This is a genomic window from Streptomyces liangshanensis (assembly GCF_011694815.1).
GTDB lineage: Bacteria > Actinomycetota > Actinomycetes > Streptomycetales > Streptomycetaceae > Streptomyces > Streptomyces liangshanensis.
In genome coordinates this window covers 1,842,554-1,865,815 of the sequence record NZ_CP050177.1, presented here as the reverse complement: position 1 = coordinate 1,865,815, position 23,262 = coordinate 1,842,554, and the positions used below count along the sequence as shown (strand labels likewise).

The following is a 23,262-nucleotide window of genomic DNA, read 5'->3' as shown; positions in this document are numbered from 1 at the left end:
CCGCACCGGACAGAAGGCCCCCAACCGGCACAGGCCGGGCGCCTCAGCCCCCGAGGACCCGCCGCAGGTAGTCGTTGCCGAACAGCCGGTCCGGGTCGAGCCGGTCCCGTACCGCCGTGAACTCGGCGAAGCGCGGGTAGGCCTCGGCCAGGTACGCCGCGTCCCGCGTGTGGACCTTCCCCCAGTGCGGCCGCCCGCCGTGCGCGACCATGATCCGCTCCACCGCGGTGAAGTACGAGCGGTGCGGGGTGCCCCGGTACAGGTGCACCGCGATGTACGCGGTCTCCCGCCCCGAGGCCGTCGACAGCGGGATGTCGTCCGCCGGCGCCGTACGGATCTCCACGGGGAAGCTGATCTTCAGCGGGGACCGCTCGACCATGGCCTTCACCTCGCGCAACGCCGCCACCGCCTGGTCCCGGGGGAGCGCGTACTCCATCTCCAGGAAGCGCACCCGGCGCGGGGAAGTGAAGACCTTGTAAGGAATGTCCGTGTACGTACGGGCGGACATGACGCGGCTGGAGACCCGTGCGAGCGGCGGTATGACCATGGGAACGGCCTTGCCGACCTGGCAGACGACCTCGAACAGGCCGTTGGCGATGAACTCGTCCTCCATCCACCCGCTGACCCGGCCCAGCGGGGCCGGCAGGCCGGCGCTGCGGTTGTTCCGCTTGGTGCTGCAGTTCCCGGTGTGCGGGAACCAGTAGAACTCGAAGTGCTCGTTCTCGGCGACGTGCTGGTCGAACTCCGCCGTCACCCGGTCGAAGCTCATCGGCTCCTCACGGGCCGTCAGCAGGAAGACCGGCTCGACGGCGAACGTCACCGCCGTGATCACGCCGAGCGCGCCCAGTCCCACCCGGGCCGCGGTGAAGACGTCCGCGTTCTCCTCCGGAGAGCACCGCAGGACCGAGCCGTCGGCGGTGAGCAGCTCCAGCGCCCGCACCTGCGCGGAGATCGACGCCGACTCGCGGCCGGTGCCGTGCGTGCCGGTGGATATCGCGCCCGCCACGGTCTGTTCCATGATGTCGCCCATGTTGGTGAGCGACAGTCCCTCCCTGGCCAGCGCCGCGTTCAGCCGCTTCAGGGGGGTGCCCGCCTCGACCGTGACGGTCGCGCCGGTCCGGTCGATCTCCCGGATCCCGGTCAGCAGGTCGGGCCGTATGCGCACACCGTCCGTGGCCGCCACGGCGGTGAACGAGTGACCCGTACCGCCCGCCTTCACCTTCAACCCGTCGGCGGCGGCCCTGCGCACGACCGCGGACAGCTCGTCCACGGAGGCGGGGGAGACCGTACGCGCGGGGCGGGCGGTGACGTTCCCCGCCCAGTTGCGCCACGTGGTCTTGCTCGTCGTGCCTGTGTCGGTCCTGGTCATCCGGCCCGTGCCCTCCCCGAACAGTGACCGGCTCGCGCAGCCGGCGATCCCCCGGGAACGCCACCGCGACCGCGCGCGCTCCCGCCACGGCCGGGAAAGGCGAGCCCCGGCCGGTTGGAGGGGGATCATACTCAGGACCGCCGCGCGGGCCTCCACCACCCACCCGCGCGGCGGCGGGCGGCCCGGCGGCGTGTTCCGGCACCGGGGGCGGCGGTGGTCGGTCGTACCCCGGTTGGTGGGAGGATCGAACCATGCCCGAACAGCACACGACCACCCCGTACGACGCCCTGCTCCTGTTGTCCTTCGGCGGCCCCGAAGGACCGGACGACGTGGTTCCGTTCCTGGCCAACGTGACCAGGGGCCGCGGCATCCCCGAGGAGCGGCTCAAGGAAGTGGGCAAGCACTACTTCCTGTTCGGGGGCGTCAGCCCGATCAACGAACAGAACCGTGCCCTCCTGGAAGCGCTGCGGAAGGACTTCGCCGAGCACGGCGTGGACCTGCCCGTCTACTGGGGGAACCGCAACTGGGCGCCCTACCTCACCGACACCCTGCGGGAGATGGCGGCCGACGGCCGGCGCCGCATCGCCGTCCTCGCCACCAGCGCGTACGCCTCGTACTCGGGCTGCCGCCAGTACCGCGAGAACCTCGCCGACGCCCTCGCCACCCTCACCGCCGAGGGCATCGAGCCGCCCCGCGTCGACAAGCTGCGGCACTACTTCAACCACCCCGGCTTCCTGCGCCCCATGACCGAGAGCGTGATCGCCTCCCTCGCGGACCTGCCCGAGGACGTGCGCGCGGGCGCCCACCTCGCCTTCACCACGCACTCCGTCCCGACCGCGGCCGCCGACACGTCGGGCCCCGTCGAGGACCACGGGGACGGCGGCGCCTACGTCGCCCAGCACCTCGACGCCGCGCGCGTGATCGTGGACGCCGTACGCGAGGAGACCGGCGTCGAGCACCCCTGGCAGCTCGTCTACCAGTCGCGCAGCGGCGCGCCCCACATCCCCTGGCTCGAACCGGACATCTGCGACCACCTGGAGACGCTGCACGCGCAGGGCGTCCCCGCCGTCGTGATGGCTCCCATCGGCTTCGTCTCGGACCACATGGAGGTCCTGTACGACCTCGACACCGAGGCCACCGCCAAGGCCGCGGAGCTGGGCCTGCCCGTCCGCCGCTCGGCCACCGTGGGCGCGGACCCGCGCTTCGCCGCCGCCGTACGTGATCTCCTGCTGGAGCGGGCCGCCGCCGAACGGGGGGAGTCCGTGGAGCGCTGCGCGCTGGGCGCTCTCGGCGCCGGCCACGACCTCTGCCCGGTCGGTTGCTGCCCGGCCCGGGCCCCGCGGCCCGCCGCCGCGGGCGCCGACAGTCCGTACGCCTGAAGGAGCCCGCTGTGACCGACGCACCGACCGACCCCTCCACCGACCCCTTCGCGGGGGAGCTGCTGGCCCTGGCCCTGGAGGCCGCCCGGCGGGCGGGCGCGCTGCTGCGCGACGGCCGGCCCGACGACCTCGCCGTCGCCGCCACGAAGTCCAGCCCCGTCGACGTGGTGACCGAGATGGACATCGCCGCCGAGAAGCTGATCACCGGCTACCTGAGCGAGCACCGCCCCGACGACGGCTTCCTCGGCGAGGAGGGCGCCAGCTCGGCGGGTACGAGCGGCATCCGCTGGGTCGTCGACCCGCTGGACGGCACCGTGAACTACCTCTACGGCCTGCCCACCTGGTCCGTGTCCATCGCCGCCGAGCGCGACGGGGAGCGGCTGGTGGGCGTCGTGGAGATCCCGATGCGCCGCGAGACCTTCCGGGCCGTCCTCGGCGGCGGCGCCTTCCTGAACGACCGGCCGGTCCGCTGCCGCCCGGCCCCGCCGCTGGAACGCGCCCTGGTGTCGACGGGCTTCAACTACGTCACCACCGTCCGTGCCCACCAGGCGGACATCGCCCAGCGCCTGATCCCGCGGCTGCGGGACATCCGGCGGGGCGGTTCGGCCGCCGTCGACCTGTGCGACGTGGCGGCGGGGAGGCTGGACGGCTACTACGAGCGCGGGCTGCACCCGTGGGACCTGGCGGCCGGGGACCTGATCGCGCGGGAGGCGGGGGCGCTGACCGGCGGCCGGCCCGGCGAGCGGCCGGCGTGGGACCTGGCGGTGGCCGCGCCGCCCGGTGTGTTCGAGCCGCTCCAGGCACTGCTGGAGGAGTACGGCGCCTGGCACGACTGACGGAACAGCACACGGAACAGCCCCGATGCCGTCCCCTCGGCACCGGGGCTGTTCACACTGACGTCATGCGTGTGATGCGTGTGCTTCGTGTGTTCTTCCAGAAGTGTTCGGTCGTACGGTTCGTACAGGTCGTACAGGTCGTACGGGTCGTTCGGGCCGGTCAGACGCTGGCCGCGCCGACCTCCACGCCATGTTCCGCGGCGAGCCGGCGCAGATCGTCCAGCTCTTCCTGCTCGACGTCCGCGAGGAAGTCGTCTCCCGCTTCCCGGGCATGGGTGAGATCGGTTTCCGTGGCCTTTATACGCTGCAGCAGCCCTGCGGTGAATGCGTCCATTGCGCCCCCTCGTCGTGGGTCAGTGGCACGGGGGTGTGCCGACGTCGTGGTCGATGGCACGGGGGTGTGCCGACGGCGGGTGATCACGCGCCCACTGCCTACTGGGGGGCAGTTGTGGGACCTGACATGCCACAAACAGGGCGTGATCTCGGATGTGAAGTCGTTTTCCCCAGGCTCCGTCTTCGAGAAACCTCAACTCTTCAAAGAATCCCGAGTATTCCCGCCGGGCCCGGACAGGTTCTTCCGTCCTGCCTGGTGAGGCCGCCAGGCCCCGGTCCGCGCCCCCGCCCGGGGCCCGTCCGCCGTGCGGTGTCCGGGGCCCGGTCTCGTCTTACCGCCGGTTTATGGGCGTAGCGGGCAGGATGGGGACGCACACCCAGTGCGACGACCTGCCCTGATCCCAGGTGACGGGCGACCAGAGGAAGGAACAGCGCCGTGCGCGTACTCGTCGTCGAGGACGAGCAACTGCTCGCCGATGCGGTGGCCACCGGACTGCGCCGGGAGGCCATGGCCGTCGACGTCGTGTACGACGGCGCGGCGGCCCTGGAGCGGATCGGGGTCAACGACTACGACGTGGTGGTGCTGGACCGGGACCTTCCCCTGGTGCACGGGGACGACGTCTGCCGCCGGATCGTGGAGCTGGGGGTGCCCACCCGGGTCCTCATGCTCACGGCCTCGGGCGACGTCAGCGACCGGGTCGAGGGACTGGAGCTGGGCGCGGACGACTACCTGCCCAAGCCCTTCGCCTTCACCGAGCTGACCGCCCGCGTCCGCGCGCTCGGCCGGCGGACGACGGTGCCGCTGCCGCCCGTCCTGGAGCGCTCGGGGATCAAGCTCGACCCGAACCGGCGCGAGGTCTTCCGCGAGGGCAAGGAGATCCAGCTCGCCCCCAAGGAGTTCGCGGTGCTGGAGGTCCTGATGCGCAGCGAGGGCGCGGTCGTCTCGGCCGAGCAGCTGCTGGAGAAGGCCTGGGACGAGAACACGGACCCGTTCACCAACGTCGTGCGGGTCACTGTCATGACCCTGCGCCGCAAGCTGGCCGAGCCGCCCGTGATCGTCACGGTCCCCGGTTCGGGATACCGGATCTGACGCGGATGGCGAGCAACCCGCTGCCGCCCTCGGCACCTCCCAAGCCGACCTGGGACCCGAGACGGCCCGACCAGACGCTGCCCTGGGTGCGTCCGACGATCCGCATACGTCTCACGCTGCTGTACGGCGGGATGTTCCTGATCGCCGGCATCCTGCTGCTCTCGATCATCTACCTGCTCGCGGCGCAGGCCCTGCACGTGGGCAGCAAGCTCCCCTTCACCCTCCTCTCGGGTGCGGTGAGCAGCGACACCTGCAGGCTGCCGGCCCAGCTCACCCCCGACGAGGCCAACGCGGCGATCAACAGCTGCGTCAACCACCAGCGGGCCCAGGCACTCGACGACCTGCTCACCCGTTCCCTGTTCGCGCTGGTGGGCCTGAGCATCATCGCGTTCGCCTTCGGGTACGCGATGGCGGGCCGCGTGCTCTCGCCGCTGGGCCGGATCACCCGTACCGCACGGCGCGTGGTCGGCTCCGACCTCTCGCGGCGGATCGAGCTGGACGGCCCGGACGACGAGCTGAAGGAGCTCGCGGACACGTTCGACGAGATGCTGGAGCGGCTGGAGCGTGCCTTCACGGCGCAGCAGCGCTTCGTCGCGAACGCGTCCCACGAGTTGCGTACGCCGCTGGCGATCAACCGGACGCTGCTGGAGGTCCACCTCTCGGACCCGGGCGCCCCCGGCGAACTCCAGCAGCTCGGCAAGACGCTCCTGGCGACCAACGAGCGCAGTGAGCAGCTGGTGGAGGGCCTGCTGCTGCTCGCCCGCAGCGACAACCAGCTCGTGGAGCGAAAACCGGTCGACCTCGCCGAGGTGGCCGCCCGCGCGGTCGACCAGACCGCCGGTGAGGCCCTGGCGAAGAACGTGGTCATCCGCGGGGAGCGGGCGCCCGCGGTCGTCCAGGGGAACGGGGTCCTGCTGGAGAGGATCGCGCTGAACCTGGTCCAGAACGCCGTCCGGTACAACGTGCCGGAGGACGGCTGGGTGGAGGTCACGACGTCGATGGAGCCGGGACAGGCGGTCCTGGTGGTGTCGAACACGGGTCCGGTCGTTCCCGCTTACGAGATCGACAATCTTTTCGAACCGTTCCGCCGGCTCCGTACCGAACGGACCGGCAGCGACAAGGGCGTGGGCCTCGGCCTGTCGATCGCCCGGTCCGTGGCCCGGGCCCACGGTGGCCGTATCATCGCGGAGCCCCGGGAGGGCGGTGGTCTCGTGATGCGGGTCACCCTCCCGGTCTGAGATGCTGCTCGCGGCATCCCTGACCAGGCTGGCTTCGTTCGCTTTGCGCGGAATTTTCGGGGGCCCCGCCCGGTTGGGGCTTGTGTGATCGATCACAGGGTCGAATTCACGCCCGTCCACTCTCTGTGATCAAGCCACCCTCGGAAAGCCGGTAAAGTCCGGGTTTCCGGGGCCCCGGATCACGGGAAGTACACGGGGTGGCGCCCGTGTAGCACGACCTCAGGACCGTGTACGGTCCCCTTCGCCACCCGCAGTCGATCACTCAGCACGAGTGCGATTGGGTGTCGATTGAGTAACAGACCTTGATGTGAGGCAAAATCTCCGCCTCAGGTCGGGCACAAGTCCGGCCTCTCACGCGTTACGTGCGCTGGAGACACCACAGAAACCCAGAGGGGGAGAGCGACATGGCAACGGATTACGACACCCCACGCAAGACCGATGACGACGTCGATCAGGACAGCCTTGAGGAACTGAAGGCCCGTCGGAACGACAAGTCGACCTCAGCGGTCGACGTCGACGAGTTCGAGCAGGCTGAAGGCCTGGAGCTGCCCGGCGCGGATCTCTCCAACGAGGAGCTTTCCGTCCGCGTGCTGCCCCGTCAGGCCGACGAGTTCACCTGCATGAGCTGCTTCCTGGTGCACCACCGCAGCCAGTTGGCCAGGGAGAAGAACGGTCAGCCGATCTGCCGCGACTGCGACTAGGGCGGGTCGGCCGTGGCAGGCGACTCACCGTCCCGGAAACGGCCCTTCGGCCCTGCGGGTCCACCGAAGGAGTCCGAGAGCGGCTCAGGCCCGGCAGGAGGCCCTCAACCCCCCGCCGAGCACTCCGCTCTCGTACCCCTTCCCGGCCCGGACGACGACGGGCGAGACCTGCCCGCCCCGCTCGAAGCGGCCCAGGACGACCACGACGGCCCCCGGACCAAGGGCCGGCGCCTGGCGGCCGTCACACGGGGAGTACGCAAAGGAGGCGTGGGCGCCAAGGCGGCGCTCGGCCATCTCGCCGACCGGATCATCGAGAACGCTCCTCGGGTCCCGGTCCGCGACCTGGCGACGCTTCGCCGCCAGTTCCCGGGTCTCGGACCCGAGGAACTGGCCGACAAGCTGATCGCGGGCGCCGCGAACAGCAGTTCGACGGTGGGCGCGGGCATCGGCGCGGCGGCGATGCTGCCCGTGCCGCCCGCGATGCCCGCCGAGCTGGCGGCGGAGATCACCGCCGTCGCCGCGATCGAGCTCAAGCTCATCGCGGAGCTGCACGAGGTCTACGGGCTCCGCCCTCCCGGCACCGTCAAGGAGCGCGGCGTCGCCTACCTGACCGCCTGGACGGAGGAGCGCGGCGTCGACGTCACCCGGCCGTCGACGATCAACAGCGCGCTGAGCGGCCGCATGAAGCGCGAGCTGCGCCAGCAGATCATGAAGCGCACCGTCCGCAGCCTGCCGAACCTGGTCCCGTTCATGATCGGCGCCGCGGTCGGCGCGATGATGAACCGCCGGGACACCCACAAGGTCGCCGGACGCGTCCGCAAGGACCTGCGCGCCCGCCAGGTGCCGTGGGAGGCGCTGCCCGAGCTGCCCCCGCTGGAACAGCCCGAGGAGCTGCCGCCCGAGTTCCCGAAGGAGCTGGGGCCCTGAGCCCCTCGCTCCCCGGGGCTTCCGGCGGTACGGGGCGCTCAGCCGGCCCGTACCGCTTCCAGCGCCGCCGCCAGCGCCCGCGGGTTCCTGGTGGACAGGTAGAGGTACGGGGTCGCGTCGTCCGGATCCGTGACCGTCACCCGCAGCGCGGTCGGCACGTAGCTGCGGAGCAGCATGAAGGCCCGCGGGTCGGCCTTGTGCAGCCGCCAAGCCCGCGCCTCCTCCTCGTCCAGCTCCTCGGCCTCGCCGAGCGCCGTGACCGGGATCCGCGCGTCGCCCGCGACGAGGGAGTCCGCCACGACCCGGATCCGCACGGACCCGTACGAACTGACGAGCACGGCGGCGAACGCCCCCGCGACGATCACGCCGCCCAGCAGCGGCAGCGGCCCCAGGGGCAGCAGGATCAGACCGCCCGCGATCCCGGTGAGGGCGGCGATCGCCCACCAGGAACGGGGCGCGGTGAGACGTTCGTCGTAGCGCGTGGCGGATGGCTCCATGGGCGCAAGCTTGGCACGGTGCGGTCGGGGGACCACCGCGCGGGTAAGGTCTGCGCCTGTGAGTAACGTGCCGCCGCTGTTCCGCCACCGGCCCGCCACCGGCGGACCCCGCCAGGCGCCCCCCGCGCCGTCGAGGTGACCCCCATGAGCCGTGCCCCTGTTGACGTACTGATCCGCCGGGTCGATCCGGAGGTCCCGCTGCCCGCGTACGGGCATCCCGGGGACGCCGGGGTCGATCTGGTGACCACCGAGGCCGCCGAGCTGGCCCCCGGCGAGCGGGCCGTGCTGCCGACGGGGGTGTCGATCGCGCTGCCCGACGGGTACGCGGCCTTCGTGCACCCGCGCTCGGGGCTCGCCGCCCGCTGCGGTGTCGCCCTGGTGAATGCCCCAGGGACCGTGGATGCCGGGTACCGTGGAGAGATCAAGGTGATCCTGGTCAATCTCGATCCGCGCGAGAGCGTGCGGTTCGAACGATTCGACAGGATTGCCCAATTGGTCGTCCAGCAGGTCGAGAAGGTGCGCTTCCACGAGGTGGCGGAGCTTCCCGGGTCCGCGCGGGCCGAGGGGGGCTTCGGGTCCACCGGGGGCCACGCCTCCGTGGGCGGCGCACAGGGTGGGAATCGATACGCTTCGGTCGTATCAGACCGGGAAGGACAGTAACGTGTTCGGTCGCAAGAAGAGTGGTTCCGCAGAGGACGCGGCGGACGCGGCAGGCGAGGCCGAGCAGTTCGACGGCGTTGCCGGCGTGGGTGGTTCCGCCGCGGACGACAGCGAGGCCGCGTCGGGCTCCCGCCGGGTGAATCTTCCCCCGGCCCCCCGCCCCGACGGCCCCTGGGACGTCTCCGAGGTCTCCAAGCCCGACGAGGGCCGTGTCGACCTGGGCGGGATCTTCGTGCCCGGGGTCGACGGCATGGAGCTGCGGGTCGAGGTCGCCGGTGACGCGATCGTCGCCGCCACCATCGTCCTGCGCGACAGCGCGGTCCAGCTCCAGGCCTTCGCGGCGCCCAAGAAGGAAGGCATCTGGGGCGAGGTGCGCGAGGAGATCGCCTCGGGCATCACCCAGCAGGGCGGCATCATCGACGAGGTCGAGGGCCCCCTCGGCTGGGAGCTGCGGGCCCAGGTGCCCGTCCAGCTGCCGGACGGCACCGGCGGCATCCAGCTGGTGCGCTTCGTGGGCGTCGACGGCCCCCGCTGGTTCCTGCGCGGCGTGATCTCCGGCCAGGGCGCGGTCCAGCCGCAGGCGGCCGGGCTGCTGGAGCAGATCTTCCGGGACACCGTGGTCGTCCGCGGTGACGGACCGATGGCGCCGCGTGACCCGATCGTCCTCAAGCTGCCCGACGACGCGCAGATGGTCGCCGAGGGTGTCCAGCAGGAGGAGCAGGAAGGCTCCCGCTTCTCCGGTGGCATGGGTTCGCTCCAGCGCGGTCCCGAGATCACCGAGGTGCGCTGACCCGAGCCGTACCCCGTCGTGCGCCGAGGTCCGGCGCGCGGCCCTTTCCCGCCTGTGGCCGGTGGGCCGCACCCCTTCACCGGGGTGCGGCCCACCGGTCTTTTGCGTGCCCGGGGGCGCATCCGTAAGGAGTCCGTCAAGCCCGTGCCCCGGGACGTATGGGAGGCGTCAACAACCGCGGGACGGCTCAAAACAGGGGGTTTCCTCAGGAAGTCACATTTCCCGGAAATCATCTAGGAGCACACGATGGCCGACGTGGCCTTCGTCGTCACCACGATCGCGGTCTTCGCGCTGGTGGCCCTCGTCGCCAAGGGGGTCGCGAAGCTATGACCGCCGAGAACATCGCAGGCCTGGTCGTGGCCGTCGCCCTGCTGGGCTATCTCGTCCTCGCCCTCCTCTTCCCGGAGAGGTTCTGAGTGATGGGCCCCGTCCCCGCAAGCGTGCTCCAGGTGGTCGCGCTCGTCGTCGCCCTCGGGCTGGCGTACCGCCCCCTCGGCGACTACATGGCCGGCGTCTACAGCTCGCCCAAGCACCTCAGGGCCGAGAAGGCGATCTACCGGATCATCGGCGCCGATCCCACCACCGAGATGCGCTGGCCCGCCTACCTGCGCGGCGTCCTCGCGTTCTCCGCGGTGAGCGTCCTGTTCCTCTACCTGCTCCAGCGGGTCCAGGGCGGTCTGCCCGGCTCGCTCGGCTTCTCCTCCATCGACCCGGACCAGGCGTTCAACACCGCCGCGTCCTTCGTCTCCAACACCAACTGGCAGTCGTACTACGGCGAGCAGGCCATGGGCCACGTCGTGCAGACCGGCGGGCTCGCCGTCCAGAACTTCCTCTCGGCCGCCGTCGGCATGGCCGTCGCGGTGGCGCTGGTACGGGGCTTCGCCCGCTCCCGCACCGGTGAGCTGGGCAACTTCTGGTCGGACCTGGTCCGCGGCACCGTACGGATCCTGCTGCCGATCGCCGTCATCGGCGCGATCGTCCTGGTCGCGTGCGGCGCGATCCAGAACTTCGCGGGCATCCACGAGGTCGGCCAGTTCACGGGCGGGTCCCAGCAGTGGAACGGCGGCGCCGTCGCCTCCCAGGAGGCCATCAAGGAGCTGGGCACCAACGGCGGCGGCTACTTCAACGCCAACAGCGCCCACCCCTTCGAGAACCCCGACGGGATCTCCAACCTCTTCGAGATCTTCCTGATCCTGCTCATCCCGTTCGCCCTGACCCGCACCTTCGGCAGGATGGTCGGCAACGTCAAGCAGGGTTACGCGATCCTCGCCGCCATGGTGGTGATCTGGATCGGCTTCACCGCCGTGATGCTGTGGACGGAGTTCCACCACGGCGGAACCGCGTTCCAGGACGCGGGCGGCGCGCTGGAGGGCAAGGAGACCCGCTTCGGGGTCGGCGGCTCGTCGATCTTCGCGGTGGCCACCACCCTCACCTCCACCGGCGCCGTCAACGCCTTCCTCTCCTCGTTCACCGGGTACGGCGGCGGCATCGCCCTGCTCGGCATGCAACTGGGCGAGGTGGCGCCCGGCGGGGTCGGCTCCGGCCTCTACGGGATCCTGATCATGGCGCTCATCGCGGTGTTCCTCGCCGGGCTGATGGTCGGCCGGACACCCGAGTACCTGGGCAAGAAGATCGGCACCCGGCAGATCAAGTTCGCCGCGCTCTACATCCTGATCACCCCGGCGCTGGTCCTGAGCTTCACCGCCGTGGCCATGGCCCTGCCCACCCCGGGCCACTCCATGACCAACTCCGGCGCCCACGGCTTCACCGAGATCCTGTACGCGTACACCTCGGCGGCCAACAACAACGGCTCGGCGTTCGCCGGGCTCAACGCCGACACCCAGTGGTTCAACACCACCCTCGGCATCGTCATGCTGCTCGGCCGCTTCCTCCCCATGGTGTTCATCCTCGCCCTGGCCGGTTCGCTCGCCGAGCAGAAACCGGTGCCCGAGACGCTGGGCACCCTCCGTACCCACAAGCCGCTCTTCGTCGGGCTGCTCGTCGGCACGGTCCTGATCGTCACCGCTCTGACCTACTTCCCGGCGCTGGCCCTGGGCCCGCTGGCCGAGGGGCTGGGGTCATGAGCGCCCGTCCCGAGCACGAGGAACCGATGTCCACTGTCACTCCGACCCGTGCGCCGCACAGCGACATCCCGGGCGGCCACGGCCCGGGGGACGGACGCGTCGGCGGGGGTCTCTTCGATCCCAAGCAGCTGATCACGTCGTTCCCCGAGGCGGTGCGCAAACTCGACCCGCGGGTCATGGTCAAGTCGCCCGTGATGTTCGTGGTCGAGATCGGCTCCGTCCTCACCACGGTCCTGGCCGTCACCCGTCCGGGGGACTGGTTCGGCTGGGCCATCGCCGCCTGGCTCTGGCTCACCACGATCTTCGCCAACCTGGCGGAGGCCGTCGCCGAGGGCCGAGGCAAGGCGCAGGCGGACACCCTGCGCCGGGCCAAGACCGAGACCGTCGCCCGCCGGCTCGTGGGGAAGAGCCCCGCGAGCCGTACCGAGGAGCAGGTGCCCGGCACCGAGCTGCGCATCGGCGACCTGGTCGTCTGCGAGGCGGGCGACATCATCCCCGGCGACGGGGACGTCGTCGACGGCGTCGCCTCGGTGGACGAGTCCGCCATCACCGGTGAGTCCGCGCCCGTCATCCGCGAGTCCGGCGGCGACCGCTCGGCCGTCACCGGCGGAACGAAGGTCCTCTCCGACCGGGTCGTCATCAAGATCACGACCAAGCCCGGCGAGACCTTCATCGACCGCATGATCAAGCTGGTCGAGGGCGCGGCCCGGCAGAAGACGCCCAACGAGATCGCGCTGAACATCCTTCTCGCGTCCCTCACGATCGTCTTCCTGATCGCCGTCGTCACCCTCCAGCCCTTCGCGGTCTACGCGGGAGCCGGCCAGTCCCTGATCGTGCTGACCGCCCTGCTGGTCTGCCTCATCCCGACCACCATCGGCGCGCTCCTCTCGGCGATCGGCATCGCGGGCATGGACCGGCTGGTCCAGCGCAACGTGCTCGCCATGTCGGGCCGGGCCGTCGAGGCCGCCGGCGACGTCTCCACGCTCCTGCTGGACAAGACCGGCACCATCACCCTCGGCAACCGCCAGGCCGCCGAGTTCGTCCCGGTCGCCGGCGTGACCGCCGCCGAGCTGGCCGACGCCGCCCAGCTCTCCTCGCTGGCCGACGAGACCCCCGAGGGCCGGTCCGTGGTGGTCCTCGCCAAGGAGCGGTACGGGCTGCGCGAGCGCGGCCGGGGCGAACTGGCCGGCGCCGAGTGGGTCGCCTTCACCGCCCAGACCCGCATGTCCGGCGTCGACCTCACCGAGCACGGCGCGCCCCGCCGTATCCGCAAGGGCGCGACCGGATCGGTCGTCGCCTGGGTCGAGCAGAGCGGCGGCCACGCGTCCGGCGAGGCCAGGACGCTCACCGAGCGGATCTCCACGGCCGGCGGCACCCCGCTGCTGGTCGCCGTCGAGGACGCCGGGGGAGCACGGGTCCTCGGGGTGATCCACCTCAAGGACGTCGTCAAGGAGGGCATGCGCGAGCGGTTCGACGAGCTGCGCCGTATGGGCATCAAGACGGTCATGATCACGGGCGACAACCCGCTGACCGCCCGGGCCATCGCGGAGGAGGCGGGCGTCGACGACTTCCTCGCCGAGGCCACCCCCGAGGACAAGATGGCCCTCATCAAGCGCGAACAGGCCGGCGGCAAGCTCGTCGCCATGACCGGCGACGGCACGAACGACGCCCCCGCGCTGGCCCAGGCCGACGTCGGCGTGGCCATGAACACCGGCACCTCGGCCGCCAAGGAGGCCGGGAACATGGTGGACCTGGACTCCAACCCCACCAAGCTCATCGAGATCGTGGAGATCGGCAAGCAGCTGCTCATCACACGCGGAGCGCTCACCACGTTCTCCATCGCCAACGACGTCGCGAAGTACTTCGCGATCATCCCCGCGATGTTCGCGGTGGCGTACCCCAGCCTGGACCGGCTCAACATCATGCACCTGTCCTCGCCGGAGTCCGCGATCCTCTCCGCCGTCGTCTTCAACGCCCTGGTCATCGTGGCGCTGGTGCCGCTCGCCCTGCGGGGCGTGCGCTACCGGCCGACGAGCGCCGACCGGATGCTCAGGAGAAACCTCGGCATCTACGGCCTCGGCGGCCTGATCGCCCCGTTCGTCGGCATCAAGCTCATCGACCTGCTCCTCTCCCTCATCCCCGGCATCGGGTGAACGGCATGTCTCCCATGAACAGCTCAGCAAGCGGCGGCGCACGGCTCCTCGGGGCCGCCCTGCGCGCGCTCGTCGTCCTCACCGTCCTGTGCGGCGTCCTCTACCCGCTGGCCGTCACCGGCGTCGCCCAGGGCCTCTTCCCCCACCAGGCGAACGGCTCCGAGGTGAAGTCCGGCGGCAGGGTCGTCGGCTCCTCGCTCATCGGCCAGCGCTACGACCTGCCGCTCGAGAAGGGCCAGGAGACGCCCGCGCCGGACCTCAGGTGGTTCCAGCCGCGCCCCTCCAACGGCCTGGGCAGCAACTCCGTCAACACCCAGTACAAGCTGATCCTCTCCGGGGCGACCAACCGCTCGGGCGACAACGAAGAGCTGATCCAGTGGGTCAAGGACGCCAAGGCCGCCGTCGTCAAGGACAACTCCGTGCCCGGCCACCCGGTCAGCCCCTCCGAGGTGCCGCCCGACGCGGTCACCTCCTCGGGCTCCGGCCTCGACCCGGACATCTCACCGGCGTACGCCCGGCTCCAGGTGAACCGGGTCGCGGAGCGCAACCACCTGACCGCGGCGCAGGTCGGCCGGCTGGTCGAGCAGCACACGGACGGGCGCGCGCTCGGCTTCATCGGCGAGCCCACGGTGAACGTCCTCGCCCTGAACACCGCCCTCAAGGACCTGGCCGGCTGATCACGACGGACCGACACGACAGGGACGGCGGGACCGGCGCGGTCCGGCCCGCGGTGACCACCGCGGGCCGGACGCGCCGTGCCGTACGGAAGACCGACAATGGGGCCATGGGACGCGGCAAGCTGAGGATCTATCTGGGGGCGGCGCCCGGGGTCGGCAAGACGTACGCGATGCTCTCCGAGGCCCACCGCCGCGTCGAGCGCGGTACGGACTGCGTCGTCGGCTTCGTGGAGCACCACGGCCGGGCCCGTACGGAAGTCATGCTGCACGGCCTCGAAGAGGTCCCGCGCCGGGAGCTGGAGTACCGGGGGACCCTCTTCACCGAGATGGACGTGGACGCCGTCCTCGCCCGGCACCCCGCCGTCGCCCTCGTGGACGAGATGGCCCACACGAACGTCCCCGGCTCCACCCACGAGAAGCGCTGGCAGGACATCGAGGAACTGCTCAGGGCCGGCATCGACGTCGTCTCCACCGTCAACATCCAGCACCTGGAGTCACTCGGTGACGTGGTCGAGTCGATAACCGGCGTCCGGCAGCGCGAGACCGTGCCCGACGAGATGGTGCGGCGGGCCGACCAGATCGAGCTGGTCGACATGTCCCCGCAGGCCCTGCGCCGCCGCATGGCCCACGGGAACGTCTACAAGCCCGACAAGGTCGACGCGGCCCTCTCCCACTACTTCCGCCCCGGCAACCTGACCGCCCTGCGCGAGCTGGCGCTGCTCTGGGTCGCCGACCGGGTCGACGAGTACCTCCAGGAGTACCGGGGCGAGCACAACATCCGCTCCACCTGGCAGGCCCGCGAACGCATCGTCGTCGGAGTGACCGGCGGACCCGAGGGCCGTACGCTCATCCGCCGCGCGGCCCGCCTCGCCGAGAAGGGCGCGGGCGGCGAGGTCCTCGCCGTCTACATAGCGCGCAGCGACGGCCTCACCGCCGTCTCGCCCAAGGAACTGACCGTCCAGCGCACCCTGGTGGAGGACCTCGGCGGCACCTTCCACCACGTCATCGGCGACGACGTCCCCTCCGCCCTGCTCGAATTCGCCCGGGGCGTCAACGCCACCCAGATCGTGCTGGGCTCCAGCCGCCGCAAGACCTGGCAGTACGTCTTCGGCCCCGGCGTCGGCACGACCGTGGCCCGCGAGTCGGGCCCCGACCTCGACGTGCACATCGTCACGCACGAGGAGGTGGCCAAGGGGCGGGGCCTGCCGGTGGCGCGCGGCGCCCGCCTGGGCCGTCAGCGGATCATCTGGGGCTGGCTGGTCGGGGTGGTCGCGCCCGTCCTGCTCTCGTTCCTCCTCACGGCCCTCCACGACACACTCGGGCTCGCCAACGACGTCCTGCTCTTCCTGTTCCTGACCGTCCTGTCGGCGCTGCTCGGCGGGCTGCGCCCGGCCCTCGCGTCCGCCGCCGTCAGCACCCTGCTGCTGAACTTCTACTTCACCCCGCCCACCCACACCCTCACGATCCAGGACCCCAAGAACCTCGTCGCCATCACGATCTTCTTCGCGGTCGCCGTGGCCGTCGCGTCGGTGGTGGACCTGGCGGCGCGTCGTACGCACCAGGCGGCGCGGTTGCGGGCGGAGTCGGAGATCCTGTCGTTCCTCGCGGGCAGTGTGCTGCGGGGCGAGACGACGCTGGACGCGCTGCTGGAGCGGGTCCGCGAGACCTTCGCCATGGAGTCCGTGGCGCTCCTGGAACGCGGCGGCGACGTCGAGCCGTGGACGCGCGCGGGCAGCGTGGGGCCGGCGCCCGTCGACCGCCCCGAGAGCGCCGACGTGGACATGCCGGTGGGGGATCACATGGCGTTGGCGTTGTCGGGGCGGGTGTTGCCGGCGGAGGACCGGCGGGTGCTGGCGGCTTTCGCGGCGCAGGCGGCGGTGGTGCTGGACCGGCAGCGGCTGGTGGGGGAGGCGGAGCACGCGCGGGCGCTCGCGGAGGGCAACCGGATCCGTACCGCGCTGCTCGCGGCGGTCAGCCACGACCTGCGGACCCCGCTGGCGGGCATCAAGGCCGCGGTCACCTCGCTGCGGTCCGACGACGTCGAATGGTCCGAGGAGGATCGGGCGGAACTGCTGGAGGGCATCGAGAACGGCGCCGACCGCCTCGATCACCTGGTCGGGAACCTGCTGGACATGTCCCGTCTCCAGACCGGGACGGTCACCCCGCTGATACGGGAGATCGACCTCGACGAGGTCGTCCCGATGGCGCTGGGCGGCGTCCCCGACGGCAGTGTCGTCCTGGACGTCCCCGAATCGCTCCCCATGGTCGCCGTGGACCCCGGCCTCCTGGAACGTACCGTCGCGAACATCGTCGAGAACGCCGTCAAGTACAGCCCCGAGGGACAGCGCGTCGTCGTCGCGGCCAGCACCCTCGGCTCGCGCGTCGAGGTACGCGTCGTGGACAGCGGCCCCGGTGTCCCCGACGATGCCAAGGACCGGATCTTCGAACCCTTCCAGCGCCACGGCGACGCCCCGCGCGGCGCCGGGGTCGGCCTCGGACTCGCGGTCGCCCGCGGCTTCGCCGAGGCCATGGGCGGCACCCTCGCCGCCGAGGACACCCCCGGCGGCGGCATGACCATGGTCCTCACGCTCCGAGCGGCCCCCGGACCCGCGCCGGCCCCCTCGGGACAACCCGCCCGCGTCAGCTCATGACCGGGCCCGCAGAAAGGCAGACCTCTATGACCCGGGTGCTCGTGGTCGACGACGAGCCGCAGATCGTGCGCGCCCTCGTGATCAACCTCAAGGCACGCAAGTACGAGGTGGACGCGGCGGCCGACGGCGCCGGCGCCCTCGAACTGGCCGCCGCCCGCCACCCCGACGTCGTCGTCCTCGACCTCGGGCTGCCGGACATGGACGGCGTCGAGGTGATCAAGGGCCTGCGCGGCTGGACCCGCGTCCCGATCCTCGTGCTCTCCGCCCGGCACACCTCGGACGAGAAGGTCGAGGCGCTCGACGCGGGCGCCGACGACTACGTCACCAAGCCCTTCGGGATGGACGAGCTGCTGGCCCGGCTGCGTGCCGCCGTGCGGCGCGCGGAACCGGTCGGCGGGGACGGCGAGGACGGCGTGGCGCTGGTCGAGACGGAGGGCTTCACCGTCGACCTGGCCGCCAAGAAGGTGCACCGCGAGGGACGGGACGTACGGCTCACGCCCACCGAATGGCACCTGCTGGAGGTCCTCGTACGGAACACGGGCCGGCTCGTGAGCCAGAAACAGCTGCTCCAGGAGGTCTGGGGGCCCTCGTACGGCACGGAGACCAACTATCTGCGGGTCTACATGGCCCAGCTGCGCCGGAAGCTGGAGGCGGATCCCTCGCACCCCCGGCACTTCGTCACCGAACCGGGCATGGGCTACCGCTTCGAGCGTTGATTCGAGCCCGAACGCGGATCGGGACCCGTTCGGATGCGCCGGTACGGGCGGATTCGAGGCGTTCCCGGCTTCGAAACGTGGTTCGAAACTCCGTTCCGGCCCCGCGATCGCGGGGCCGGGGGCCCGGTACCCTCAAGGTATGAGTGCTGAGAAGCCGAGCGGCCGCTTCCGCCGGATGCTCGAACGGCTGTCCAGCTCCCAGGAGGATCTGGAGTCCGAGGAGCTGCGGGAGGACACGCAGGCGTCGGGCTGCACGCGGATCTCCGAGTGCAGCGACCGCCAGATAGTCCGGGTGGCTGGTACGTTGCGGACGGTCACCCTGCGTCCACGGGCGGGAGTCCCCGCCCTGGAGGCGGAGCTGTTCGACGGCACCGCGCCGCTGGACGTCGTGTGGCTGGGCCGGCGCTCGATCGTGGGCATAGAGCCGGGCCGCAAGCTGATCGCCTCCGGCCGGATCTCCATGAGCCACGGCCGCCGGGTGCTGTTCAATCCCAAATACGAAATCCGACCGCTCGGACAGGAGTAGCCGGTGACGTCACCCGACAAGCCCGCCGCCTCGACAGCCCCACCCGCTTCCCCCGCCACGGCAGACCAGCAGGTCACGACGGACCAGCAGGCGGCCGACGCGAAGGCCGTCACCGAGGCGGCGCTCTTCGAGGCCTTCGGCGGCCTGCGCGGCATGGTGGAGACCGTCCTCCCCGGCCTGCTCTTCGTCACGATCTTCACGATCAACAAGGACCTGCACGCGTCGGCGATCGCCGCCGTGGGCGTCTCCCTGGTGCTCCTCGTCGTGCGGCTGGTCCGCCGCGACACCGTGAAGCACGCGTTCAGCGGCGTCTTCGGGGTCGCCTTCGGCGTGGTCTTCGCGATGATGACCGGCGACGCCAAGGACTTCTACCTGCCGGGCATGCTCTACACGCTGGGCCTGGCCGTCGCGTACCTGGCCACCGCCGCCGCGGGCGTGCCGCTGATCGGGCTGATCCTGGGCCCGGTCTTCAAGGAGAACCTCTCCTGGCGCACCCGTAACCCCGGCCGCAAGAAGGCGTACGCGAAGGCGAGCTGGGCCTGGGGCCTGATCCTCCTCGCCAAGTGCGCGATCCTCTTCCCGCTGTACTGGTGGGCCGACACGGCGCAGCTCGGCTGGGTCCTGGTCGCGCTGAAGATCCCGCCGTTCCTGCTGGCGGTCTGGCTGACCTGGGTCTTCCTCGCGAAGGCGCCGCCGCCCATCGACGTCTTCGCCGAGATGGAGGCGGAGGAGGAGGCCGAGAAGGCCCGCAAGGCCGCCGCGGCCGGCACGTCGGACGGCCCGGTGAGCCACCGGCGCGAGGCGTAGCCGCCGTACCTTTACTGCACGTACATGACGCGCTCGGGGCGCCGGACCAGTGGTCCGGCGCCCCGAGCGCGTCATGTACCCGACCGCTGTGTCAGGCCGTCTCCTCGCGGCGGACCGACAGCAGGTCCTCCAACTGCTCCTCGCGCGCCTGCGCCGCCACGAACAGCAGCTCGTCGCCCGCCTCCAGGGTCTCCTCCGGATTCGGCGTCAGGACCCGCGTCCCGCGGATGATCGTCACCAGCGAGGTGTCCTCCGGCCAGACCACGTCCCCGACCTGCGTACCGGTCACCGCCGACTCCGGCGGCAGCGTCAGCTCGACCAGGTTCGCGTCGCCGTGGCTGAAGCGCAGCAGCCGTACCAGATCGCCGACGCTCACCGCCTCCTCGACCAGAGCCGACATCAGACGCGGCGTGGAGACCGCGACGTCGACGCCCCAGGACTCGTTGAACAGCCACTCGTTCTTGGGGTTGTTGACCCGGGCCACCACCCGCGGCACCCCGTACTCGGTCTTGGCGAGCAGCGAGACGACCAGGTTCACCTTGTCGTCGCCCGTCGCGGCGATCACCACGTTGCAACGCTGCAACGCGGCCTCGTCCAGCGACGTGATCTCGCAGGCGTCGGCCAGCAGCCATTCCGCCAACGGCACCCGCTCCACCGAGATGGCGGTGGGCGCCTTGTCGATCAGCAGGATCTCGTGACCGTTCTCCAGCAGCTCGCCCGCGATGGAACGCCCCACCGCGCCGGCCCCGGCAATCGCGACGCGCATCAGTTCCCGCCTTCGTCCGGGCCCTCGGCGAATGACGCCTCGACCTTCTCGATCTCGTCCGTACGCATCATCACGTGGACGAGGTCGCCCTCCTGGAGCACCGTCTGCGACGTCGGCAGCATCGCCTCGCCCAGCCGCGTGAGGAACGCCACACGGACGCCCGTCTCCTCCTGGAGCGTGCTGATCTTGTGCCCGATCCAGTGCGCCGACGTGTGCACCTCGGCGAGCTGCACACCACCGCTCGGATCCCGCCACAGCGGCTCCGCGCCGGACGGCAGCAGCCGCCGCAGCATCTGGTCCGCCGTCCAGCGGACCGTGGCCACCGTCGGGATGCCCAGACGCTGGTAGACCTCGGCGCGGCGCGGGTCGTAGATACGGGCGGCGACGTTCTCGATGCCGAACATCTCCCGGGCGACACGCGCCGCGATGATGTTCGAGTTGTCGCCGCTGCTGACCGCGGCGAAGGCCCCGGCGTCCTCGATCCCCGCCTCACGCAGGGTGTCCTGGTCGAACCCGACGCCGCTGACGCGGCGGCCGCCGAAACCGGAGCCGAGGCGGCGGAAGGCCGTGGGGTCCTGGTCGATCACGGCGACCGTGTGCCCCTGCTGCTCCAGGGTCTGCGCGAGTGCGGCTCCGACCCGGCCGCAACCCATGATGACGATGTGCACGTGCGCTTACCCCGCAGTCCTGGTCATCTCGCTGACCTGCGAAAACACCCTGTTCACTCTTCCTTTTCGGCATACCGGGCACCAGCGGGACACCGTATACGGTGTCCCCTGCACCTGAGCTTAAGCGGCAACGCCGCCGTTGCCGCCATCTCAGTAGGCGGTGCTGCCTGCACAGCTCATCGTTCGAACGCATACGATCCTTTGCGTGTCCAAACTGACCGACGTGCCCAAACGGATTCTCATCGGGCGGGCGCTGCGTAGCGACAGGCTGGGAGAGACCCTCCTCCCCAAACGCATCGCCCTGCCCGTCTTCGCCTCCGACCCGTTGTCCTCGGTGGCGTACGCACCGGGAGAGGTCCTCCTGGTCCTGTCCGTCGCGGGTGTGTCGGCCTACCACTTCAGCCCGTGGATCGCCGCGGCCGTCGTGGTCCTGATGTTCACCGTCGTCGCCTCCTACCGGCAGAACGTGCACGCCTACCCGAGCGGCGGCGGCGACTACGAGGTCGCCAACACCAACCTCGGGCCCAAGGCGGGGCTGACCGTCGCGAGCGCGCTGCTGGTCGACTACATCCTGACCGTGGCCGTGTCCATCTCGTCCGGCGTCGAGAACCTCGGCTCCGCGATCCCCTTCGTCATCGAGAACAAGGTCGCGTGCGCCGTCGGGATCATCATCCTGCTGACGCTGATGAACCTGCGCGGGGTCCGGGAGTCCGGCAAGCTCTTCGCGATCCCGACGTACGTCTTCGTCGGCGGCGTCTTCCTCATGATCCTGTGGGGCGCGTTCCGCGGGCTCGTCCTCGGCGACACCATGCACTCCCCGACCAGCGACTTCACGATCAAGCCGGAGCACCAGGGACTGGGCGGCTTCGCGCTGGTCTTCCTGCTCCTGCGCGCCTTCTCCTCCGGCTGCGCCGCGCTCACCGGCGTCGAGGCGATCAGCAACGGCGTGCCGGCGTTCCGTAAGCCCAAGAGCAAGAACGCCGCCACGACCCTCGCCCTGATGGGCGGCCTCGCGGTGACCATGTTCTGCGGCATCATCGGCCTGGCCATGGCCACGCACGTGAAGATGGCGGAGTTCCCCGAGACCGACCTGCTCAGGAGCAGCGGTGTCCCGGTCGGCCACGGCTACGTCCAGAACCCGGTGATCTCGCAGGTCGCCGCCGCCGTCTTCGGCAACGGGACGTTCCTGTTCGTGGTGCTGGCCGCGGCGACCGCGCTGGTCCTGTTCCTGGCCGCGAACACCGCGTACAACGGCTTCCCGCTCCTCGGCTCGATCCTCGCCCAGGACCGCTACCTGCCCCGCCAGCTGCACACCCGCGGCGACCGCCTCGCGTTCTCCAACGGCATCGTCGTGCTGGCCGGCGCGGCCGCCCTGCTCGTCTGGATCTACGGCGCGGACTCGACCCGGCTGATCCAGCTCTACATCGTCGGGGTGTTCGTCTCCTTCACCCTCAGCCAGACCGGCATGGTCCGGCACTGGAACCGCCACCTCAGGACCGAGAAGAACGTGGCGAAGCGCCGCCACATGATCCGCTCCCGGGCCATCAACGCCTTCGGCGCCTTCTTCACCGGCCTGGTGCTCGTCGTCGTCCTGGCGACCAAGTTCACGCACGGCGCCTGGGTCGCGCTGCTCGGCATGGTGATCTTCTTCGCCGTGATGACCGCGATCCGCAAGCACTACGACCGGGTCGCCGAGGAGATCGCGGCGGCCGAGGGCCCGTCCGACGACAGCGTCAGGCCCTCCCGCGTGCACTCGATCGTCCTGGTCTCCAAGCTCCACAAGCCGACCCTGCGCGCCCTCGGGTACGCGAAGCTGATGCGCTCCGACACCCTGGAGGCGCTCTCCATCAGCGTCGACCCGGCGGAGACGAAGGTGCTGCGGGAGGAGTGGGAGCGGCGCGGCATCAACGTACCGCTGAAGATCCTGGACTCCCCGTACCGGGAGATCACCCGCCCGGTGATCGAGTACGTACGCGGCCTGCGCACCGAGAACCCGCGTGACGCCGTCAGCATCTACATCCCCGAGTACGTGGTCGGCCGGTGGTACGAGCACCTGCTGCACAACCAGAGCGCGCTGCGCCTCAAGGGCCGGCTGCTCTTCACGCCGGGCGTGATGGTGACGTCGGTGCCGTACCAGCTGGAGTCCTCGGAGCGGGCGAAGAAGCGCGCGAAGAAGAGGGCCGTGTACCAGGCACCGGGCGCGGTGCGGCGGGGCCCGGTGGACGACCGGCCGAAGGAGCCGACGAACAAGGGCTGAGGGTTTTCGGGGTGGCGGTGGGTGGGACGGGGCGCCCGTACACTGGTGGGCTGAGCAGGAGCACGAACGAACGTGTCTCCTCCCCTTCACCTTCCTCCTCCCCCCTGCCCTCCCCTGCCCCCCCTTGAACTTGGAGC

At 70.8% G+C, this 23,262-nt stretch carries 22 protein-coding genes; 17 read left to right on the top strand and 5 right to left on the bottom strand.

Annotated features, from left to right (window positions below; translation table 11 throughout):
* Positions 1 to 43: 43 nt before the first annotated feature.
* Positions 44 to 1,369, bottom strand: coding sequence for a D-arabinono-1,4-lactone oxidase (locus HA039_RS07930; protein WP_167025858.1), 1,326 nt, complete (start codon positions 1,367 to 1,369; stop codon positions 44 to 46).
* Positions 1,370 to 1,620: 251 nt separating this feature from the next.
* Here HA039_RS07930 and HA039_RS07925 point away from each other — a divergent pair, with 251 nt between their 5' ends.
* Together HA039_RS07925 and HA039_RS07920 are read left to right on the top strand one after the other, a co-directional pair.
* Positions 1,621 to 2,748, top strand: a complete 1,128-nt coding sequence (locus tag HA039_RS07925; protein WP_167025855.1) for a ferrochelatase — start codon at positions 1,621 to 1,623, stop codon at positions 2,746 to 2,748.
* An 11-nt stretch (positions 2,749 to 2,759) separates the two neighbouring features.
* Positions 2,760 to 3,584, top strand: coding sequence for an inositol monophosphatase family protein (locus HA039_RS07920; protein ID WP_167025852.1), 825 nt, complete (start codon positions 2,760 to 2,762; stop codon positions 3,582 to 3,584).
* A gap of 160 nt (positions 3,585 to 3,744) precedes the next feature.
* On the opposite strand, the gene HA039_RS07915 is transcribed toward HA039_RS07920, so the two are convergent.
* Positions 3,745 to 3,918: a hypothetical protein gene (locus HA039_RS07915; RefSeq protein ID WP_167025849.1), complete on the bottom strand. Its 174-nt coding sequence runs from the start codon at positions 3,916 to 3,918 to the stop codon at positions 3,745 to 3,747.
* A 435-nt stretch (positions 3,919 to 4,353) separates the two neighbouring features.
* Here HA039_RS07915 and HA039_RS07910 point away from each other — a divergent pair, with 435 nt between their 5' ends.
* The 4 genes from HA039_RS07910 to HA039_RS07895 all read left to right on the top strand — a co-directional run bounded on the left by HA039_RS07910 (position 4,354) and on the right by HA039_RS07895 (position 7,873).
* Positions 4,354 to 5,007, top strand: coding sequence for a response regulator transcription factor (locus HA039_RS07910; RefSeq protein WP_161312429.1), 654 nt, complete (start codon positions 4,354 to 4,356; stop codon positions 5,005 to 5,007).
* A 5-nt stretch (positions 5,008 to 5,012) separates the two neighbouring features.
* Positions 5,013 to 6,245, top strand: a complete 1,233-nt coding sequence (locus tag HA039_RS07905) for a sensor histidine kinase (RefSeq protein WP_167025847.1) — start codon at positions 5,013 to 5,015, stop codon at positions 6,243 to 6,245.
* Positions 6,246 to 6,649: 404 nt separating this feature from the next.
* A complete protein-coding gene (locus tag HA039_RS07900; RefSeq protein ID WP_030350183.1) occupies positions 6,650 to 6,946 on the top strand; it encodes a DUF4193 domain-containing protein in 297 nt (98 codons plus the stop codon).
* A 12-nt stretch (positions 6,947 to 6,958) separates the two neighbouring features.
* Positions 6,959 to 7,873 (top strand): hypothetical protein, encoded by a 915-nt coding sequence (locus tag HA039_RS07895; protein WP_167025844.1) that lies wholly within the window; start codon positions 6,959 to 6,961, stop codon positions 7,871 to 7,873.
* Positions 7,874 to 7,911: 38 nt separating this feature from the next.
* Here HA039_RS07895 and HA039_RS07890 read toward each other — a convergent pair whose 3' ends face one another.
* On the bottom strand, positions 7,912 to 8,370 hold the full coding sequence (locus HA039_RS07890; RefSeq protein ID WP_167025841.1) for a DUF3093 domain-containing protein: 459 nt from the start codon (positions 8,368 to 8,370) through the stop codon (positions 7,912 to 7,914).
* Between the two features lie 144 nt (positions 8,371 to 8,514).
* On the opposite strand from HA039_RS07890, the gene dut reads away from it, so the two are divergent.
* From dut to HA039_RS07840, 10 genes are all read left to right on the top strand, one after another.
* Positions 8,515 to 9,030 (top strand): dUTP diphosphatase, encoded by a 516-nt coding sequence (dut, locus tag HA039_RS07885; RefSeq protein ID WP_167025838.1) that lies wholly within the window; start codon positions 8,515 to 8,517, stop codon positions 9,028 to 9,030.
* A gap of 1 nt (position 9,031) precedes the next feature.
* A complete protein-coding gene (locus HA039_RS07880) occupies positions 9,032 to 9,820 on the top strand; it encodes a DUF3710 domain-containing protein (RefSeq protein WP_167025836.1) in 789 nt (262 codons plus the stop codon).
* A 326-nt stretch (positions 9,821 to 10,146) separates the two neighbouring features.
* Positions 10,147 to 10,236 (top strand): K(+)-transporting ATPase subunit F, encoded by a 90-nt coding sequence (gene kdpF, locus HA039_RS07875; protein ID WP_167025832.1) that lies wholly within the window; start codon positions 10,147 to 10,149, stop codon positions 10,234 to 10,236.
* Between the two features lie 3 nt (positions 10,237 to 10,239).
* Positions 10,240 to 11,904, top strand: a complete 1,665-nt coding sequence (gene kdpA / locus HA039_RS07870) for a potassium-transporting ATPase subunit KdpA (protein ID WP_167025829.1) — start codon at positions 10,240 to 10,242, stop codon at positions 11,902 to 11,904.
* A gap of 26 nt (positions 11,905 to 11,930) precedes the next feature.
* The gene (gene kdpB / locus HA039_RS07865; RefSeq protein ID WP_167025826.1) at positions 11,931 to 14,057 is read left to right on the top strand and encodes a potassium-transporting ATPase subunit KdpB; all 2,127 of its coding nucleotides are present in this window, start codon (positions 11,931 to 11,933) and stop codon (positions 14,055 to 14,057) included.
* Between the two features lie 14 nt (positions 14,058 to 14,071).
* On the top strand, positions 14,072 to 14,734 hold the full coding sequence (locus HA039_RS07860; RefSeq protein ID WP_167025823.1) for a potassium-transporting ATPase subunit C: 663 nt from the start codon (positions 14,072 to 14,074) through the stop codon (positions 14,732 to 14,734).
* A gap of 107 nt (positions 14,735 to 14,841) precedes the next feature.
* The gene (locus tag HA039_RS07855; protein ID WP_167025820.1) at positions 14,842 to 17,385 is read left to right on the top strand and encodes a sensor histidine kinase; all 2,544 of its coding nucleotides are present in this window, start codon (positions 14,842 to 14,844) and stop codon (positions 17,383 to 17,385) included.
* Positions 17,386 to 17,411: 26 nt separating this feature from the next.
* A complete protein-coding gene (locus tag HA039_RS07850; RefSeq protein WP_167025817.1) occupies positions 17,412 to 18,101 on the top strand; it encodes a response regulator in 690 nt (229 codons plus the stop codon).
* Between the two features lie 175 nt (positions 18,102 to 18,276).
* The gene (locus HA039_RS07845) at positions 18,277 to 18,627 is read left to right on the top strand and encodes an OB-fold nucleic acid binding domain-containing protein (protein ID WP_388336682.1); all 351 of its coding nucleotides are present in this window, start codon (positions 18,277 to 18,279) and stop codon (positions 18,625 to 18,627) included.
* Positions 18,628 to 18,630: 3 nt separating this feature from the next.
* On the top strand, positions 18,631 to 19,434 hold the full coding sequence (locus HA039_RS07840) for a DUF3159 domain-containing protein (RefSeq protein WP_243869279.1): 804 nt from the start codon (positions 18,631 to 18,633) through the stop codon (positions 19,432 to 19,434).
* A gap of 91 nt (positions 19,435 to 19,525) precedes the next feature.
* On the opposite strand, the gene HA039_RS07835 is transcribed toward HA039_RS07840, so the two are convergent.
* Entirely contained in the window at positions 19,526 to 20,200 is a 675-nt protein-coding gene (locus HA039_RS07835; protein WP_167025813.1) for a potassium channel family protein, read from the bottom strand.
* Positions 20,200 to 20,868: a potassium channel family protein gene (locus tag HA039_RS07830; protein WP_161308300.1), complete on the bottom strand. Its 669-nt coding sequence runs from the start codon at positions 20,866 to 20,868 to the stop codon at positions 20,200 to 20,202. Before HA039_RS07830 ends, HA039_RS07835 begins: the two co-directional genes overlap by 1 nt.
* A gap of 205 nt (positions 20,869 to 21,073) precedes the next feature.
* Between HA039_RS07830 and HA039_RS07825 the strand changes: the two genes are divergently transcribed.
* The gene (locus HA039_RS07825; protein WP_167025810.1) at positions 21,074 to 23,125 is read left to right on the top strand and encodes an APC family permease; all 2,052 of its coding nucleotides are present in this window, start codon (positions 21,074 to 21,076) and stop codon (positions 23,123 to 23,125) included.
* Positions 23,126 to 23,262: the final 137 nt, after the last annotated feature.

Coding starts and splice junctions, on each gene's coding strand:
- HA039_RS07930 (WP_167025858.1), bottom strand. CDS start 1,369: ATGACCAGGACCGACACAGGCACGACGAGCAAGACCACGTGGCGCAAC.
- HA039_RS07925 (WP_167025855.1), top strand. CDS start 1,621: ATGCCCGAACAGCACACGACCACCCCGTACGACGCCCTGCTCCTGTTG.
- HA039_RS07915 (WP_167025849.1), bottom strand. CDS start 3,918: ATGGACGCATTCACCGCAGGGCTGCTGCAGCGTATAAAGGCCACGGAA.
- HA039_RS07905 (WP_167025847.1), top strand. CDS start 5,013: ATGGCGAGCAACCCGCTGCCGCCCTCGGCACCTCCCAAGCCGACCTGG.
- HA039_RS07900 (WP_030350183.1), top strand. CDS start 6,650: ATGGCAACGGATTACGACACCCCACGCAAGACCGATGACGACGTCGAT.
- HA039_RS07890 (WP_167025841.1), bottom strand. CDS start 8,370: ATGGAGCCATCCGCCACGCGCTACGACGAACGTCTCACCGCGCCCCGT.
- dut (WP_167025838.1), top strand. CDS start 8,515: ATGAGCCGTGCCCCTGTTGACGTACTGATCCGCCGGGTCGATCCGGAG.
- kdpF (WP_167025832.1), top strand. CDS start 10,147: ATGACCGCCGAGAACATCGCAGGCCTGGTCGTGGCCGTCGCCCTGCTG.
- kdpA (WP_167025829.1), top strand. CDS start 10,240: ATGGGCCCCGTCCCCGCAAGCGTGCTCCAGGTGGTCGCGCTCGTCGTC.
- kdpB (WP_167025826.1), top strand. CDS start 11,931: ATGTCCACTGTCACTCCGACCCGTGCGCCGCACAGCGACATCCCGGGC.
- HA039_RS07860 (WP_167025823.1), top strand. CDS start 14,072: ATGAACAGCTCAGCAAGCGGCGGCGCACGGCTCCTCGGGGCCGCCCTG.
- HA039_RS07855 (WP_167025820.1), top strand. CDS start 14,842: ATGGGACGCGGCAAGCTGAGGATCTATCTGGGGGCGGCGCCCGGGGTC.
- HA039_RS07850 (WP_167025817.1), top strand. CDS start 17,412: ATGACCCGGGTGCTCGTGGTCGACGACGAGCCGCAGATCGTGCGCGCC.
- HA039_RS07845 (WP_388336682.1), top strand. CDS start 18,277: ATGCTCGAACGGCTGTCCAGCTCCCAGGAGGATCTGGAGTCCGAGGAG.
- HA039_RS07835 (WP_167025813.1), bottom strand. CDS start 20,200: ATGCGCGTCGCGATTGCCGGGGCCGGCGCGGTGGGGCGTTCCATCGCG.